This window comes from Streptomyces sp. NPDC048172 (assembly GCF_043202595.1).
Lineage (GTDB): Bacteria > Actinomycetota > Actinomycetes > Streptomycetales > Streptomycetaceae > Streptomyces.
In genome coordinates, this window is sequence record NZ_JBIDAT010000009.1 from 325,695 (window position 1) to 340,672 (window position 14,978).

The window sequence follows — 14,978 nt, forward strand, 5'->3', positions numbered from 1 at the left end:
GCAACGGCCCGGCGAACGCCCGGAGGGCCACGCGCTCACAGGGGTATGTGGCGGAGCTGGCGGCGCGAGGTGATGCCGAGCTTGCGGTAGACGTTGCGCAGGTGGGCGTCGATGGTGCGGGGGCTGAGGTAGAGCATGGCGCCGACCTCTTTGGAGGTGGCCCCGGTGGCGGCCTTCTGGGCGATGAGGCGTTCGCGCGCGGTGAGCAGCGCCGGCGCGTCCTGCCCGCGGGGGCGGGGCTGTTCGCCGGTGGCGCGCAGCTCGCGCGCCGCGCGTTCGGCGAAGGCGGCGGCGCCCATGGTGGCCAGCAGGTCGTGCGCGGAGCGCAGTTCGACCCTGGCCTCGGCCCGCCGGTTCGCGCGGCGCAGCCACTCCCCGTACGTCAGCCGGGCGCGTGCGTACAGCACCCGGGCCCGGGTGCGGGCGAGGTGGTCGATGGCCTGCCGGTGCAGCGTCTCGCACTCCGGCCCCTCGGCGAGGAGGGCCCGCGCCTGGAGCCATTCCGCCCGCGCCCAGGGGGTGGGGCTGGCGGTGGCCAGGGCTTCGAGATGGGCCAGGCCCGCGGCGGCCTGGCCGGGACGCCCGGCGCGCGCCGCGGCCTCCACCAGCTCGGCGTAGACGGCCCAGATCGCGTAGGAGCCCGACTGGTGACGCTGCTGCGCGGCGAGTGCGGACTCCAGCGCCGTCCCGTACTCGCCCAGGCCGTTGTGCAGGACGGCGCGGGCGTAGTGCTCGCCGACGCTCTCGACGGGGAGGCCGTCCTTCCCCATCAGCGCGGCCAGTTCCCGGTAGCGCTCCGCGTCCCCGCGGAAGGCCAGATGGACGAGTTCGGCCGCGATCAACGGGGTGGTGCCCGCGGCCTCGTCCACCGCCCTGGCCTCGCTGAGGCTGGCGGCGGCCTCCGCGAAGCGGCCGGTGGTGGTGCGGCTGATGGCCTGGTAGCGCAGGGCCTGCGGCAGCGCGGCCAGCGCGCCCTGGGCGCGGGCGACCTCGACCTGCCGGTCGGCGAGGTCGACCACGCCCGCGTCGTCCCGCAGGTCGAACGCCAGCTGGCACACCAGGTTCATCCGCCAGGGCCCGGCCGAGACGTCGGCGGTACGGCAGGCGGCCACGGCCTCCCGCATGGTCGGCACCGCCTCCGCCACCGGCAGCGTCACCTGGTCCAGCAGCGCTTCCAGCAGCAGGTCCACCGGCCGCGCCCGCTCGGGCAGCGGCGCCCGCCGCCGCATCCGCGCGCCCAGTTCCCGCAGCCGGTGACCGGGCTGGGGCTCGTTGTACATGCAGGAGGCGAAGGCCTCCAGCCCCGTCTCCCGCGCCCGTTCCGGCGCCAGCTCCGCCACCGCGTCGATCAGCGCGGCCGTCGCCTGCGGGCTGTGCCCCAATTGGTACTCCACGCGGGCCCGCAGCAGCCACGCCTCCGCCCGCACCGTCTCGTCCATCCCCTGGCGCTCGGCACGGGCGACGAGCGCGCGCGCCGCGGCGGGGGTACCGGCCTGCAGCCGCAGCTGTGCCGCCGCCAGCAACCGCCCGGCGCGGCGCCCCGCGACGGGCTGGGCCTCCGCGACGGGCTGGGCGGGCTGAAGGGGCTGAACGGGCTGGGTGGGTGTCAGCGTCGCGGCGCGTTCCATGAAAGCGGCCGCCGCGGTGAACCCGCCCCTGCCGCGCGCCCGGTCCGCGCACTGCTCCAGCTGCCCCGCCACGTCCTCGTCCGCGTCGATCACCGCGTGCGCGCGGTGCCAGGCCCGCCGGTCCGGGTCCGTGGCCGGGTCGGTGGCCTCGGCCAGCGCGCCGTGCACCCGCCTCCGTACGCCCGGGGTGGCCGAGGCGTACACCCCCGAGCGCACGAGCGGATGCCGGAACCGCAGCCGGGGGCCCAGCGAGAGGAGTCCGGCGTTCTCCGCGAGGGCGTAGTGGGCGGCGTCCAGCTCCAGCAGCGCCGCCGCGCGCCGCAGCAGGCACAGGTCGCCGACGGGTTCGGCGGCGGCGAGCACCACCAGTTCGCGCGCCGTGGGCGGGAGTTGTCCGAGGCGGTGGGCGAACTGCTCCTCCAGCGCCCCCGCCACACCGGCCCGCTTCCCGCGCGCGTGCGGCACGCCGAACGGGCCCGCCTCGTGGGCGAACTCCAGCAGGGCCAGCGGATTGCCCCGTGCCTCGGTCAGGATCCGGTCCAGGACCTCCCCGTCCAGCCCCGCGTGCGGCACGCCCGGCGCCCCGGCCAGCACGGCCCTGGCGTCCTCCTCGCCCAGCCCCTCCAGGGGCAGCCGTGGCAGGCACGCCAGCCCGGGCACCGCCTCCGCGTCCCGCGCGGCGAAGACGACGGCGATCCGCTCGGCGGCCACCCGCCGGGCCACGAACACCAGCACCTGCCGCGAGGCCTCGTCCATCCACTGCGCGTCGTCGACCACGCAGCACACCGGGCGCTCCCGGGACGCCTCGTGCAGGAGCCCCAGCACCGCCAGCCCCACCGTCAGCACGCTCGGCGCGGCCCGCCCGTCGCCCAGCCCGAACACCGCCTCCAGCGCCTCCCGGCGCACCCCCGGCAGCCCCGCCCGTAAATCGAGCACCGGCGCGCACAGCTGGTGCACCACCGCATACAGCAGGTCCCGTTCGAACTCGGTGCCCGCAGCGCGCAGCACCTCGAAGCCCTCAAGGCCCCCCACCGCCGCCTCCACCAGCGACGTCTTCCCCACCCCCACCTCGCCCTCGACCACGACGGCCCCACCGGAACCACCGGCCGCCGAGGAGACCAGCCCCTCGATCTCCCCCAACTCCATCTGCCGGGCCACGAACCCCACGGCGAACCGCCTCCGACCACCAGCGTGCGCTCTTCCCACCTGAGAAGAGAGACTCGTCGACGGACGGCCCGCCCCGCAACGCCGCACCGGAGGACGGGACGCTGGAACGGCGAAACCCGCCCTGACCTGCGCGGACCGTCACCTCTCTGGAACGGGCCCCTGGAACGGCACCGCACCTGCGGGATCACGTAATCGGCCCTGGCTACGTAGTTTTCACCGATGCGGCGCCGTTCGCCCGCCCGGCATCGTCCCTACCGGCACCCGGTGACGACTCCCAGAGAGGCGGTGACGCATGCGCGGGGCATGGGTTACTGACATTGTCGAGAGCTACGAGCACGACGACAGGCCCGCGCACGAGTACCTCCGGGAGAACGGCGACTGGGTCCGGGTCAGCCGGCACGAGCTGCTGTGCGGAGTCCGGTCCGCCGCCCGGGGATGGTCCGAGGCGGGCATGCGACCCGGCGACCGGGTCGTCCTCGAAGCGGCCGAACCGCACCTCTTCGTCCCGGCCTTCCTCGGGGCCCTGTGGGCCGGTGTGGTCCCCGTGCCCGTCGCCCCGCCTCCCCCACCGGGCCGCCGCCCCGCCTGGAACGCCTACGTGGAGGTGCTGGCGGACATCGCGCGGCCCCGGGCCGTCGCGCTGCGCGGCGGTGGTGGCGACGCCGGTACGCCTGCGGGGGACGGCTGGACGGACAAGTGGGATCCGGTCGACCTGGACGCCGTGGTCACCGCGCCGCCGGACGGGTCGCCAGACGCTCCGTCGGACGCGCTGCCGGACGCGCCGCCCCCGTACCGTCCCGGCACGGAGGAGACCGCGTATCTGCAGTTCAGCAGCGGCAGCACCGGAATTCCCCGGGGCGTCCCCGCCCGGGTCGAGGCGGTGCTCGCCAACTCCCTGGCCATCATGCGCGACGGGCTGGACAGCGACCCGGCCACCGACCGGGGACTGTCCTGGCTGCCGCTCCACCACGACATGGGGCTGGTCGGATTCGTCCTGGCACCCCTGATCGCGGGCGTCCCCGTCTCCTTCGTCCCGACCCGGTCCTTCGTCCGGGACCCCGGACTGTGGCTCCGGACCATGTCCGAACGGCGGGCCACGATCAGCTTCGCGCCCAACTTCGCCTACGCCCTGACCGCCCGGCGCACCTCCGAGGCCGAGGCGGCGGCACTGGATCTCGGGCATGTACGGGTGCTCGGGTGCGGGGCCGAACCCATAAACCCCGCCGTGCTGGACCGGTTCACCACCGCCTTCGCCGCCTCCGGACTCAGGCCCGAGGCCCTGATGCCGTGCTACGGGCTGGCCGAGGCCACCCTCGCGGTCACGCTCTCGCCGCTGGGCCAACGGCACCGCGTGGACTCCGTCGACCCGGCGGCCCTGTCGGCGGGCCGCGCCGCTCCCTCCGGGGACGGGGACGGGGAGGCGGGGGACGGGGAGGCCCTCGCCGTCGTCAGCTGCGGACCGCCGCTGCCCGGGCACGAGGTCACCGTCCGCGACACCGAGGGCACGGCCGTGGCCGAGCGGGCCGTCGGTGAGATCTGGCTGCGCGGCCCCTCCAACGCCCGTACGTACATGGGCTCTCCGGACGAGGCCCGCAGGGCGTTCGGGGCAGACGGCTGGCTGCGCAGCGGGGACCTCGGCTATCTGGCCGACGGGGAGCTGTTCGTGACCGGCCGCGTCAAGGATCTGCTGATCCTCAACGGCCGCAACGTCGACCCGCAGCGCGTGGAGTGGCTCGCCGAGACCGTGCCCGGCGTCCGCGCGGGCGGCGTCGTGGCCTGCACACGCCCCGGGGAGCAGTCCGAGGAACTGGTCGTCGTCGCCGAGTGCCGCACCTCCGCCACCGCCGGGCTGGCACCGGCCCTGCGGGAGGCCGTGGCCGGGGCGCTGGCGCTGCCCGTCCACGACGTCGTCGCCGTCCGGCCCGGCACCGTGCCCAGGACGACGTCGGGAAAACCGCGACGGAGCGAAACGCGCCGTCAATACCTGGAAGGCGCACTCCATGTCCAACAAGGCTGAACTGGCCGTCAGTTACGACCTCGACCCGGAGTTCTTCCGCCTCTGGCTCGACAGCGGGATGAACTACACCTGCGGGGTCTTCGACGACACCGACGACCTGGAGGCAGCGCAGGTCGCCAAGCTCGGCGTCCTCCACGACTTCGCCCGGATCACGCCCGCCAGCAGGGTCCTGGACATCGGCTGCGGCTGGGGCAACAACCTCGCCTACCTCACCCGCGACCGGCACGTCGCCCGGGCCCACGGCATCACCCTCTCCGAGGCCCAGTACAGCGAGATCCTGCGCCGCGGACTCCCGGGCGTCACCGTCTCCTGCGTCGACTACCGCGACTTCGCCCCCGCCGAACCCTTCGACGCGGTGCAGTCCATCTGCATGATCGAGCACGTCTGCACCCCCGAGGAGGCCCGCGCGGGCCAGGCCGTCGCCCGTTACCGCGACTACTTCCGCAGGGCCTGGTCCTGGACGGCCCCGGGCGCCCACTTCGCGCTCCAGACCGGGCTGCGCGACCGGCTGCCCCGGCGCCCCGAGGAGGCCCGCGAGCTGCGCTGGCTCGGCGAGAACATCTTCCCCGGCGGCATGGCCCCCCGCGCCGAGGACCTCGTCGTGGCCGTCGCGCCCTACTGGGAGGTGATGCAGCTGCGCACCCGGCGCGAGGACTACGAGAAGACGACCACCCACTGGCGTGCCCGGCTGCGCGCCCACGAGGAGGAGATCCGCGACCGCTGGGGCCAGGACCTCTTCGACACGTACGACCGCTATCTGAGCTGCTGCGTCAACTCCTTCGCCCGCCGCCACATGACGCTCTCCCAGTGGTGCCTGCGCCGGGTCGACGACCCCGCGTGACCCCGATCAGCCCATCGAACGACGCAACCACGCAACGACGTGACGACGTAAGGAATCACCGGTGACCCAGGACGAACTGCTGCGGCTCCTCGACCGCGGCCTGCACGACATCACCGACGCCCAGCGCCCCCCGCTCACCCCGGAGACCGACCTCCACGCCGCCGGGATCGACTCCCTCCAGCTCCTGGAGCTCGTCACCTGGACCGAGAAGGAGCTGGGGATCCTCCTCCCCGACGAGAAGCTCTACCACGTCACCGGCGTCCAGGGCCTGTGCGAGCTGATATCCGCCGAACTCGCCGCCGAGCAGCCCTCATGAACAGGCAGCTGCGCGAATCCTTCCACCGGGCCTACATGACGTTCTTCGAGAACGCCGAGCGCACCCGCAGATGGAACCCGTTCAGCGACATCGACTGGGACGCCCTCGACGCCTCGGAGCCCGACAAGCAGCTCGCCACCAACGCCGAGACGTTCTGCGGCGTCGAGATGTTCCTCCCCGACTACCTCGACGCCCACCTGGAGCTCTTCGGCCGCGACTACGCCCAGGCGTGGTTCGCCGCCAACTGGGGGTACGAGGAGTCCAAGCACTCCCTCGTCCTGCGCGAGTACCTGCACCGCAGCGGCCAGCGCACGGAGGAGCAGCTCCACGACTACGCCGACACCATCCTGTCCCGGCGCTGGGAACGGCCGTACGACAGCCCCCGGCAGATGGTGATCTACGGGATGGTCCAGGAACTCACCACGTTCGTCGTCTACCGCTCCCAGCGCACCCTGGCCCTCGACTCCGGTCACCAGGTCCTCGGCGACATCTACCGGCTCATCGGGCGCGACGAGATGGCCCACACCCGGTTCTACCAGCAGATGGTCGCCCTCCATCTCGGCGAGGACCGGGCCGGGACCCTCGCCGATCTGGCCCATGTCCTGCGGACGTTCCGCATGCCCGCCGAAGAGCTCCTGCCCGACCCCGAGGCGCGCTCCGCGCTGATGCGCTCGACCGGCATCAACTCCCAGGTCTATCTGCGCGACATCGTCGCCCCCACGCTCAAGGCCCTCCACCTCACCCGCCACGACCTCCCCGCGCCCAGCCGTCCGACGGGAGAGCCGCGTGCCTGACCCGGCCCCGGACCAGGGGCTGAGCATTCTCGACGACCCCCTCTTCGATCCCCGCGCCCGCTACGAGCTGGGCGGGGACGAGCTGATCCGGCTGACCGCCCGGCGCGCGAAGGCACTGCACGACAAGGGTCTGGTCAGCAGCGAGAGCTGGCGCGGCGGGAGCCGGGAGGAGGAATTCCCAGACCTGGTACGCACGCTGGGCTGGCTCTGCGCGTTCGACCTCTCCCTGGTGTCGACCGTCTGCGACCACCAGATGGCCGGAAGCGCGCTGCTCTCCCACGGCAGCGCGGCCCAGGTCGCCGCGTACCGCGACGAGATCGGCCGGATGGAGCGGGTGTACGCCTTCGCGGTGACCGAGATCGGCCGGGGGACCAACCTGCTGTCCATCGGGACGGAGGTCCACTACCGGCACGAGGACCGCTCGCTGCGCATGGTGACCCCGTCCGACGACGCGGCGAAGTACTGGATCGGCAACACCCTGTTCTCCGCGACCCACGCCATGGTCCTCGCCCGGCTGGTGGTGGACGGAACCGACGAGGGCCACCACTGGTTCCGGGTCCCGCTCAGACCGGGCGAGGGCGCACCGCCGTACGCCGGGGTGCGGATCCGGCGGGCCGGTCCCAAGGGCGGGCTGGAGGCCAGCCAGACGGGAATGATCCACTTCGACCGGTACCGGATCCCCCTGGGAGCGCTGATGAGCGCCTGGGCGCACATCGACGAGGACGGCGCGTACGTCACCGCGACCGCCCGCCGGAGCCGGTACCTGCGCTGCCTGCGGACCTTCACCCAGGAGCGCGTCTTCCCCGTGACCGGCGCCGCCGGAGTGCTGCGCCGCTGCTCAGCGATCGCTCTGCGGTACAGCGCCCACAGGGAGACGTTCGGCACCGTGCTGCTGGAGCGTCAGCACTACCGTGAGCGCCTGATGCCCGTCGTCGCCCAGGCCCTGGCCCTGCATCAGCTGACCGAGCACCTCATCGAGGAGTGGACCGGCGAACGGCCCGGGACTTCGCTGTACGGGCTGACCTCCGGGGCCAAGGCGTACGCCTCCTGGGCGGCCAACGCGCACCTGACCGGCCTGCGGGAGCTGTGCGGGGGCCACGGGTTCCACAGCTACAACGAGATCGTCACCGCGCGGGTGGACGGCGAGATCAGCACCACCTTCGGCGGGGACAACACGGTCCTGTGCTACGAGAGCACCCGCACCGCCGCCAGGTCAGCGGCTTCCGTGCGCGCGGTCCCCGCCGTCGCCGCCGTCACCGAAGAGGGCCTGCGGGACGGCGGGCAGGGCGCCGGTCTGCTGGAGGACCTGGCGGAACGCCTGCTGCGCCGCTGGAAGACCTCGCAGCGCGGCGCCCTGTGCCGACCGCAGGTCCAGGCGCGCTGCGCGGCGCTGCTGCTGCGCCGCTGGGCCCGGCACTCCCAGGGCCCCACCGACGACGCCCTGCGACAGCTCCACGCCGTGCACAGCCTCCTGGACCTCTCCGACCACCTGCTGGCGGAGGGGCTGCTCGACGGCGCCGGTGTCCGGGGGCTGCTGGCACAGCGCGGCGCGCTCAGCGACCGTTGCGCGCGGGATCCCGCGGCGGTGCTCCCTCTGCTGAACGTGCCCGAAGCCCTGCTCGACGTGCCCCTGGCCCACCCCGACTACGTCCGCCGTACCGTCGAGCTGGCCGGGAAAGGCCTTCCGTGAGGCCGTCCGGTCCCGGGGACGCGCCTCGGGTGCGGCGCATCGCCCAGGCGACCAGGGCCCCGGAGGCGAGGGTGAGGATCAGCCCGGAGAGGGTGACCGCGGCATGGAACTGGCCGGTCTGGCGCGGACTCCAGTGCCCCTCGGCGACGTTCCCGGCGAACAGGGCCGCCAGCACCGTGCCGGCCACGGCGACACCGGCCGCGGCGGTGACCTCGGCCGCGGTGTCGGTCAGGGCCGCACCCGTGGACGTACGGTCGCGGGGCAGGCCGTTCATGACGTTGACCCCGGCGGCGGCGCCGACGACCCGCATCCCGGCGGCCACGAGCATCAGCGCGGCGGCCACCCACGGATAGCCGAGAGTGCCGCACACGGTGTAGACCGCGAGCCCGGCCACGATCGAGCCCGCGCTCATCCAGGCGGCGCGGTCGATGCCGACCCGCTCGATGAACCGGTGCACGAACGGCCCGCCCGCGAGCAGCACGGCGATCTGGGGCAGCATGCCGAGGGACGCGAGCGCGGGCGGCCAGCCCAGGTCCAGCTGGAGCTGGAGCGTCACCAGGTACGCGAGCCCGGCGTTGCCCAAGCCGGCCGCGGCCTTGTAGGCCAGCCCGCCGGAGACCTGGGGCCGGGCGACGAGCGCGAGGTCGAGCAGCGGATGCCGGGCCGTGCGCTCGCGCAGGACGAACAGGAGCGCCGCGACGGCGAGTCCGGCGACGGCGGCCCACGGTGCCCACGCCCCGGCGCCCGCGTGCGCGAACAGGGTGGGCGCGACGAGCGCGAGCACGATCGCCGCGGTGCCCAGCACGCCGCCGGTCACGTCCGCGGGCGCCCGGTGCAGCTCGGCGGGGTCGTCGGCCGGGACGCCGGACCGGATGCCGGCGAGCGCGAGCACGACGATCGGCACGTTCATCAGCAGCAGGACCTGCCAGGGGGCGAAGGAGAGGACGAAGCCGCCCACGGTCGGGCCGATCGCCAGCCCGACCATGCCCACGGTGGAGATCAGCGTGATCGCCCGGACCCGCAGGCCCTCCTCCTCGAACAGCCGGAAGGCCATGGCCATGGTCCCCGGCGTGGTCATCGCGGCCGCGAGGCCCATGACCGCGCGGACGGCGATCAGCCCGCCCATGCCGGTGACGCCCGCCGTCGCGAGGCTCGCGGCCCCGAGCAGGGCCAGCCCGGCGAGCATCACCCGGCGGCGTCCGAACCGGTCGGCGACCGCGCCGAAGACCAGCATCAGCCCGCCGAACACGACCGCGTAGCCGTTCGTCACCCACTGGAGGGCGACCGTCGGGGCCGACAGCTCGCGGCCGACCGTGGGCAGGGCGACGTTGAGGACGGTGTTGCTCATCATCTCGAAGAGGAAGACCGCCGCGAGGCCCGTCAGCGCCACCCACGCCTGGCGCAGCGAACGGAACGGCCCGGGCGACCGCCGGGGTGAGGTCATGGGGGTCCTTTCGCGAGGTCTCCTCGGAGCGGGGACGAACAGTGTTCGTTTCACGAACACCGTTCTACGCTCGAACCCTGTTCGGGTCAAGCTATGCTGGTCCCATGGCCAACAGACGTGCTCCGGGTCGCGCCGAGCCGCGGGACGAGTGGGCCGCGAAGATCGCGGCACTGGACGAGCCGGGCAGGACCGAGCGGCCCGGCAAGGCGCCGATCACCGTCGGACGGATCAAGGAAGCGGCGTTCGGACTCGTCGGGACCGAGGGCTTCGAGGCGCTCACCATGCGCCGGGTCGCGACCGCGCTGGGGACGGGCCCGGCGTCGCTGTACGCGCACGTGCGCAACAAGGCCGAGCTGGACGAGCTGCTGATCAGCGAGGTGTGCGCCAGGGTCCCCGTGCCGGAGCCCGACCCCGCGCGGTGGACGGAGCAGATGCTGGAGGTCTGCCGGGCGCTGCGCGACGAGTACCTGCGCTATCCGGGCATCTCACGCGCCGCGCTGGCCGCCGCGCCGAACAGCCTGGACGCGCTGCGGCTGAGCGAGGGCATGCTCACGATCCTGCTGACCGCGGGCATCCCCCCGCGGTCCGCCGCCTGGGCGATCGACGCCGCCTTCCTCTACGTCTCGGCCTACTGCTTCGAGATGTCCCTCCGCCACCGCCCCGACAGCGGCGCCGACCAGCGCGTCCTGGACCGGGACGCGCTGGCCGAGCGGTACCGGATGCTGCCCCCCGACCGGTTCCCGAGCACGGTCGCCCACGCCCGGGAGCTGACGTCCGGCGAGGACCACGAGCGCTTCGAGTTCACGCTCACGGCGCTCCTCGGCGGCCTCACCCCGGAACAGGGCCGGGGCGCCTGAGAGTTACGGGCGCTCAGCCCGCGAAGGCCGTGCCCCGCGCCCCCTCCCCCGCGTCCGGGATCACGAGGAGCGAGCCGGCGAGAGGGTGCGGGCGCTCCAGGCCCGTGCGGGCCGAGGTGACGTAGAGGTCGCGCAGGTGCGGGCCGCCGAACGCACAGGCGGTGGGGCGCGGTACGGGGAGCGGCACCGTGCGGTCCAGGTCTCCGCGCGGGGTGTAGCGGCGGAGGGCCGCGCCGTCCCAGAGCGCGACCCAGACGCAGCCCTCGGCGTCGACGGTGAGCCCGTCGGGGAGCCCTGCGCCCTCCTCCACGACGGCCAACGGGCGGCGGTCCACGGGGAGTCCGTCCTCCACGCGGCAGACGTCGACGCGGCGGGTCGGGGTGTCCACGTAGTAGAGCAGCGTGCCGTCGGGGCTCCAGCCGGTGCCGTTGCTGACGGTCACGCCGCCGAAGACCTCGGTGGCCGTGCCGTCAGGCGCGAACCGGGTGAGGGCCGCGCCGCCCGGCTTCTCGTCGTAGTACATCGTGCCCGCCCAGAGCGAGCCGTCGGGGGCGACCGCCGCGTCGTTGCCGCGCCGCCCGGGGACGGGGTCGCGGGCCAGCCAGGAGAACCCGTCGTCCGGCCCGTACAGGCCGATCCCGTCGCGCAGGTTGGCGACCAGGCCGCCGCACTCGCGGGGCTTGGCGGCGCCGACGTGCTGCTCGGTGGTCCGTACGGTGCGGCGGCCCGTGGCCGGTTCGTAGGTGTGGATGCGGCAGCCCAGGATGTCCACCCAGATCAGCCGCCCGGCCGCCGCGTCCCAGGTCGGCCCCTCGCCGAGCTCCGCCTCGGCGCGGACGGCCTGCTCGATCCACGTACCCCGTGTGCCCCGTGTGCCCCGCGTGCTCATCGCTCGCTCCCCCGGTACCCCAGTCGTACGGACAGGTCGCGGGCGCCCTTGACGGCCAGCTCCGCGAGTTCGGCCTCGCGCTCCTCGCTCCAGCGGATCACCGGCACGGAGATCGACAGGGCCGCGGCGACCCGGCCCGAGCCGTCCCGTACGGGCGCGGCCACGCAGCTCACGTCCGGGTTGGACTCGCGGTGCTCGACGGCGACGCCGCGCGCGCGGATGGCGGGCAGCGCGGCGCGCAGCACGGCCGGGTCCGTGATGCTGTCGGGCGTCAGCGCGGCGAGGGTGCCCTCCCCGGCCTCCTCCGCCAGCCGCGCCTCCAACTCCCCGGGCGGCAGCGAGGCGAGCAGCATCTTGCCGACGGAGGTGCAGTGCGCGGGGAGCCGTCGGCCCGCGGCGGAGACCATGCGCACGGCGTGGATGGAGTCGACCTTGGCGATGTAGATGACGTCGAGACCCTCCAGGATCGCGACGTGCACCGTCTCGTCGCAGGTCTCGGCGACCTCGCGGGCGACCTGCTGGCCCTCGGCGGCGAGATCGAGCTGCTCCGCGTACCGGCTGCCGAGCTGGTGGGCGCGGACACCGAGCCGGTAGCGGCCCGGCTGGCCGGGGACGGACGCCAGGTAGGAGCGGGCCGTCAGCGTGGTGACCAGCTCGTGCACGGTGGTCCGGGGGAGCTGGAGCCTGCGGGTGATGTCGGGGGCCGAGAGCGTCCCGTCCCCCTCCAGGAAGAGTTCGAGTATGTCCAGCGCCCTGGTCACCGCGGGGACGAGCCTTCCCATGGCCACCACCCTTCTCGTTCGAAACTCCGACCCATGGCCGATATCGCGAACACACGCTAGCCCCGGGCCCCTTGGTGCGGCAATGCCAACGACAACGCCCATCCACGGCCTTGCGGAACTGTGGGTTTCTGTGCGATCCATTGACACTACCCCCGGTGGTGATTAGCGTCACGCCAACATTTCGAACGCATGACGAGATCTCGAACGATCCCTAGGGGCAACTGCCGTGCGCATCACGGGAATCAGCACTCATGTCGTCGGCACCGCCTGGCGCAACCTGACCTACGTCCTCGTCCACACCGACGAGGGCCTGACCGGCGTCGGCGAGACCCGCATGCTGGGCCGTACGGACGCGCTGCTGGGCTATCTGCGCGAGGCCGAGGCCAACCACATCGCGGGCTCCGACCCGTTCGCGGCCGAGGACCTCGTGCGGCGCATGAAGTACGGGGACTACGGGCGCGCCGGGGAGATCGTGATGTCCGGCATCGCGGTCGTCGAAATGGCGTGCTGGGACATCAAGGGCAAGGCCCTGGGCGTCCCGGTCTGGCAGCTGCTCGGCGGCAAGGTGACCGACAGCGTGCCCGCGTACGCCAACGGCTGGTACACCACCGAGCGCACCCCCGAGGCGTACCACGCGGCGGCCCGCGAGGTCATGGCGCGCGGCTACCGCGCCCTGAAGATCGACCCGTTCGGCACCGGCCACCTCGAACTCGGCGCCGGGGAGACCCGCTACGCGGTCTCGCTGATCGAGGCCGTGCGCGACGCGATCGGGCCCGACGCCGAACTGATGCTGGAGATGCACGGCCGGTTCAGCCCCGCCACCGCCGTCCGTCTCGCCCACGAGATGGCGCCCTTCCGGCCCGCCTGGCTGGAGGAGCCGGTGCCGCCGGAGAACCTCAAGGCCCTCGCCAAGGTCGCCGCGAAGGTGGACATGCCGGTGGCGACGGGCGAACGCATCCACGACCGCATCGAGTTCCGCGAGCTCTTCGAGTCCCAGGCCGCCGACATCGTCCAGCCCGACCTGGGGCACATCGGCGGCATCCTGGAGACCCGCAAGCTCGCCGCGACCGCCGAGACCCACTACACGCTGGTGGCCCCGCACAACGTCGGCGGCTCGGTCCTCACCGCCGCCTCGCTCCAGGTCGCCGCCTGCACCCCGAACTTCAAGGTCCTGGAGCACTTCAACGACTTCGCCGACGCGGAGATCAAGAAGGTGGTCACAGGGGCGCCCGAGATCGATCCGGAGACCGGCCGCTTCCCCGTCTCCCACGCGCCGGGCCTCGGCGTCGAGTTCGACGCGGACGCCGCCGCCGAGTTCCCGCAGCAGCAGGCCCGCTTCGACCTGTGGGCCGACGGCTGGGAGCGGAGGGCCCCCAAGTGAGCGGCGCACCGGCACCGGTGAGCCGCGCACTCGTCGTCGACCGCCCCGGCGAGCACCGGCTCACCCACGGCGAGGTGCCGGAGCCGGGACCCGGCGAGGTCCGGGTCCGGGTCGCGGCGGCCGGGATCTGCATGAGCGACCGCGAGCTGTACGACGGCCGCCGCGACCCCGGCTACGTCCGCTACCCCGTCGTCCCCGGCCACGAGTGGGCCGGGACCGTCGAGGCCGTCGGCGAGGGCGTCGACCCCGCGCTCTCCGGGCGGCGCACGGTCGCCGAGGGCTTCCGCGCCTGCGGGGTCTGCGAACGCTGCCGCGCCGGGGAGACGAGCCTGTGCGAGGGCGGCTACGCCGAGACCGGGTTCACCGAGCCCGGCGCCTTCGCCGACCATCTCCTCGTCCCCGCACGGCTGTTGCACCCGCTCGCCGACGACGCCGACCTGCGCGCCGCCGCGCTGCTCGAACCCGCGGCCGTCGTCGCCGGGGCCGTACGGGCGGGACGCCCGCTCCCCGGCGACCGGATCGCCGTCGTCGGCGCCGGGACGCTCGGGCTGCTCGCCGTACAGCTGCTGGCCGCCTCCTCGCCGGGCGAACTGGTCGCGGTCGACCCCCGCGACTCCTCCGGCGAACGCGCGGTCGACTACGGGGCCACCCGCTGGGTGGACCCGGCCGCGGCGGCGAAGCTCGGCGGCCACTTCGACCTCGTCGTCGAGACGGCGGGCGCCCCCTCGACGGCCGCCTCGTCGTGCCGCCTGGCCCGGCGGGGCGGACGGGTCGTCCTCACCGGGATGTTCACGCCGGGGGCCGAGGGGATCGACCCCGTGCACCTGTCCCTGAGCCAGCTCTCGGTCCAGAGCGTCTTCGGCGCCCCGTCCTCCGCCTGGTCGGACGCCGTACGGGCCTTCGGCCTGGGACTGCTGGACCCCGCGCGGCTGATCACCCACGAGTTCCCGCTGGAACGGTTCCAGGAGGCGATCGACCTGGTGGGCGCCCCCCACGCCGCCGTCGGCAAAGTGCTGCTCCGCCCCGACGGCGGCGGCTGACAGCTCGGGGGTGCGCCTTGTCTGCCGACCGCGGACCGGATGCGGCCGCTCGCGCAGTTCCCCGCGCCCCTGGGGCCTCAGGGGCGCGGGGACCAGGGCGGCCACGCACGACGCCGACGCGGGGTGCGACAC

General features: G+C 74.0%; 11 protein-coding genes and 1 pseudogene. 8 read left to right on the forward strand and 4 right to left on the reverse strand.

All coding sequences use genetic code 11. From position 1 onward, the window contains the following. Nucleotides 1-35: 35 nt before the first annotated feature. Nucleotides 36-2,795 carry an AAA family ATPase gene (locus tag ACGF3A_RS35450; protein WP_393734574.1) on the reverse strand — a complete coding sequence of 920 codons (2,760 nt, stop codon included), beginning with the start codon at nucleotides 2,793-2,795 and terminating at the stop codon, nucleotides 36-38. A 292-nt stretch (nucleotides 2,796-3,087) separates the two neighbouring features. Between ACGF3A_RS35450 and ACGF3A_RS35455 the strand changes: the two genes are divergently transcribed. From ACGF3A_RS35455 to ACGF3A_RS35475, 5 genes and pseudogenes are all read left to right on the forward strand, one after another. Then, nucleotides 3,088-4,812: an AMP-binding protein gene (locus ACGF3A_RS35455; protein WP_393734575.1), complete on the forward strand. Its 1,725-nt coding sequence runs from the start codon at nucleotides 3,088-3,090 to the stop codon at nucleotides 4,810-4,812. Continuing rightward, entirely contained in the window at nucleotides 4,796-5,653 is an 858-nt protein-coding gene (locus ACGF3A_RS35460) for a class I SAM-dependent methyltransferase (protein ID WP_393734576.1), read from the forward strand. Before ACGF3A_RS35455 ends, ACGF3A_RS35460 begins: the two co-directional genes overlap by 17 nt. Nucleotides 5,654-5,714: 61 nt before the next feature. Next, on the forward strand, nucleotides 5,715-5,969 hold the full coding sequence (locus ACGF3A_RS35465) for an acyl carrier protein (protein ID WP_393734577.1): 255 nt from the start codon (nucleotides 5,715-5,717) through the stop codon (nucleotides 5,967-5,969). Continuing rightward, entirely contained in the window at nucleotides 5,966-6,763 is a 798-nt protein-coding gene (locus ACGF3A_RS35470) for an acyl-ACP desaturase (protein WP_393734578.1), read from the forward strand. The genes ACGF3A_RS35465 and ACGF3A_RS35470 overlap by 4 nt, the downstream gene beginning before the upstream one ends. 694 nt (nucleotides 6,764-7,457) lie before the next feature. Beyond that, nucleotides 7,458-7,955, forward strand: a pseudogene (locus tag ACGF3A_RS35475) (acyl-CoA dehydrogenase family protein); the annotation flags it as partial. Between the two features lie 361 nt (nucleotides 7,956-8,316). Here the strand turns inward: ACGF3A_RS35475 and ACGF3A_RS35480 are convergent. Further along, nucleotides 8,317-9,897 carry an MFS transporter gene (locus ACGF3A_RS35480; RefSeq protein WP_393734579.1) on the reverse strand — a complete coding sequence of 527 codons (1,581 nt, stop codon included), beginning with the start codon at nucleotides 9,895-9,897 and terminating at the stop codon, nucleotides 8,317-8,319. A 104-nt stretch (nucleotides 9,898-10,001) separates the two neighbouring features. Here ACGF3A_RS35480 and ACGF3A_RS35485 point away from each other — a divergent pair, with 104 nt between their 5' ends. Next, nucleotides 10,002-10,754, forward strand: a complete 753-nt coding sequence (locus ACGF3A_RS35485) for a TetR/AcrR family transcriptional regulator (protein ID WP_393734580.1) — start codon at nucleotides 10,002-10,004, stop codon at nucleotides 10,752-10,754. A gap of 13 nt (nucleotides 10,755-10,767) precedes the next feature. Here the strand turns inward: ACGF3A_RS35485 and ACGF3A_RS35490 are convergent, their stop codons facing one another. Continuing rightward, nucleotides 10,768-11,643: an SMP-30/gluconolactonase/LRE family protein gene (locus ACGF3A_RS35490; protein WP_393734581.1), complete on the reverse strand. Its 876-nt coding sequence runs from the start codon at nucleotides 11,641-11,643 to the stop codon at nucleotides 10,768-10,770. Next, nucleotides 11,640-12,425, reverse strand: coding sequence for an IclR family transcriptional regulator (locus tag ACGF3A_RS35495; RefSeq protein WP_393734582.1), 786 nt, complete (start codon nucleotides 12,423-12,425; stop codon nucleotides 11,640-11,642). Before ACGF3A_RS35495 ends, ACGF3A_RS35490 begins: the two co-directional genes overlap by 4 nt. Nucleotides 12,426-12,651: 226 nt before the next feature. Between ACGF3A_RS35495 and ACGF3A_RS35500 the strand changes: the two genes are divergently transcribed. After that, nucleotides 12,652-13,806, forward strand: coding sequence for a mandelate racemase/muconate lactonizing enzyme family protein (locus ACGF3A_RS35500; protein ID WP_393734583.1), 1,155 nt, complete (start codon nucleotides 12,652-12,654; stop codon nucleotides 13,804-13,806). Further along, nucleotides 13,803-14,846, forward strand: coding sequence for a zinc-binding dehydrogenase (locus ACGF3A_RS35505; RefSeq protein WP_393734584.1), 1,044 nt, complete (start codon nucleotides 13,803-13,805; stop codon nucleotides 14,844-14,846). Before ACGF3A_RS35500 ends, ACGF3A_RS35505 begins: the two co-directional genes overlap by 4 nt. Nucleotides 14,847-14,978 lie beyond the last annotated feature (132 nt).

Coding starts and splice junctions, on each gene's coding strand:
- ACGF3A_RS35490 (WP_393734581.1), bottom strand. CDS start 11,643: ATGAGCACGCGGGGCACACGGGGCACACGGGGTACGTGGATCGAGCAG.
- ACGF3A_RS35480 (WP_393734579.1), bottom strand. CDS start 9,897: ATGACCTCACCCCGGCGGTCGCCCGGGCCGTTCCGTTCGCTGCGCCAG.
- ACGF3A_RS35470 (WP_393734578.1), top strand. CDS start 5,966: ATGAACAGGCAGCTGCGCGAATCCTTCCACCGGGCCTACATGACGTTC.
- ACGF3A_RS35455 (WP_393734575.1), top strand. CDS start 3,088: ATGCGCGGGGCATGGGTTACTGACATTGTCGAGAGCTACGAGCACGAC.
- ACGF3A_RS35485 (WP_393734580.1), top strand. CDS start 10,002: ATGGCCAACAGACGTGCTCCGGGTCGCGCCGAGCCGCGGGACGAGTGG.
- ACGF3A_RS35495 (WP_393734582.1), bottom strand. CDS start 12,425: ATGGGAAGGCTCGTCCCCGCGGTGACCAGGGCGCTGGACATACTCGAA.
- ACGF3A_RS35460 (WP_393734576.1), top strand. CDS start 4,796: ATGTCCAACAAGGCTGAACTGGCCGTCAGTTACGACCTCGACCCGGAG.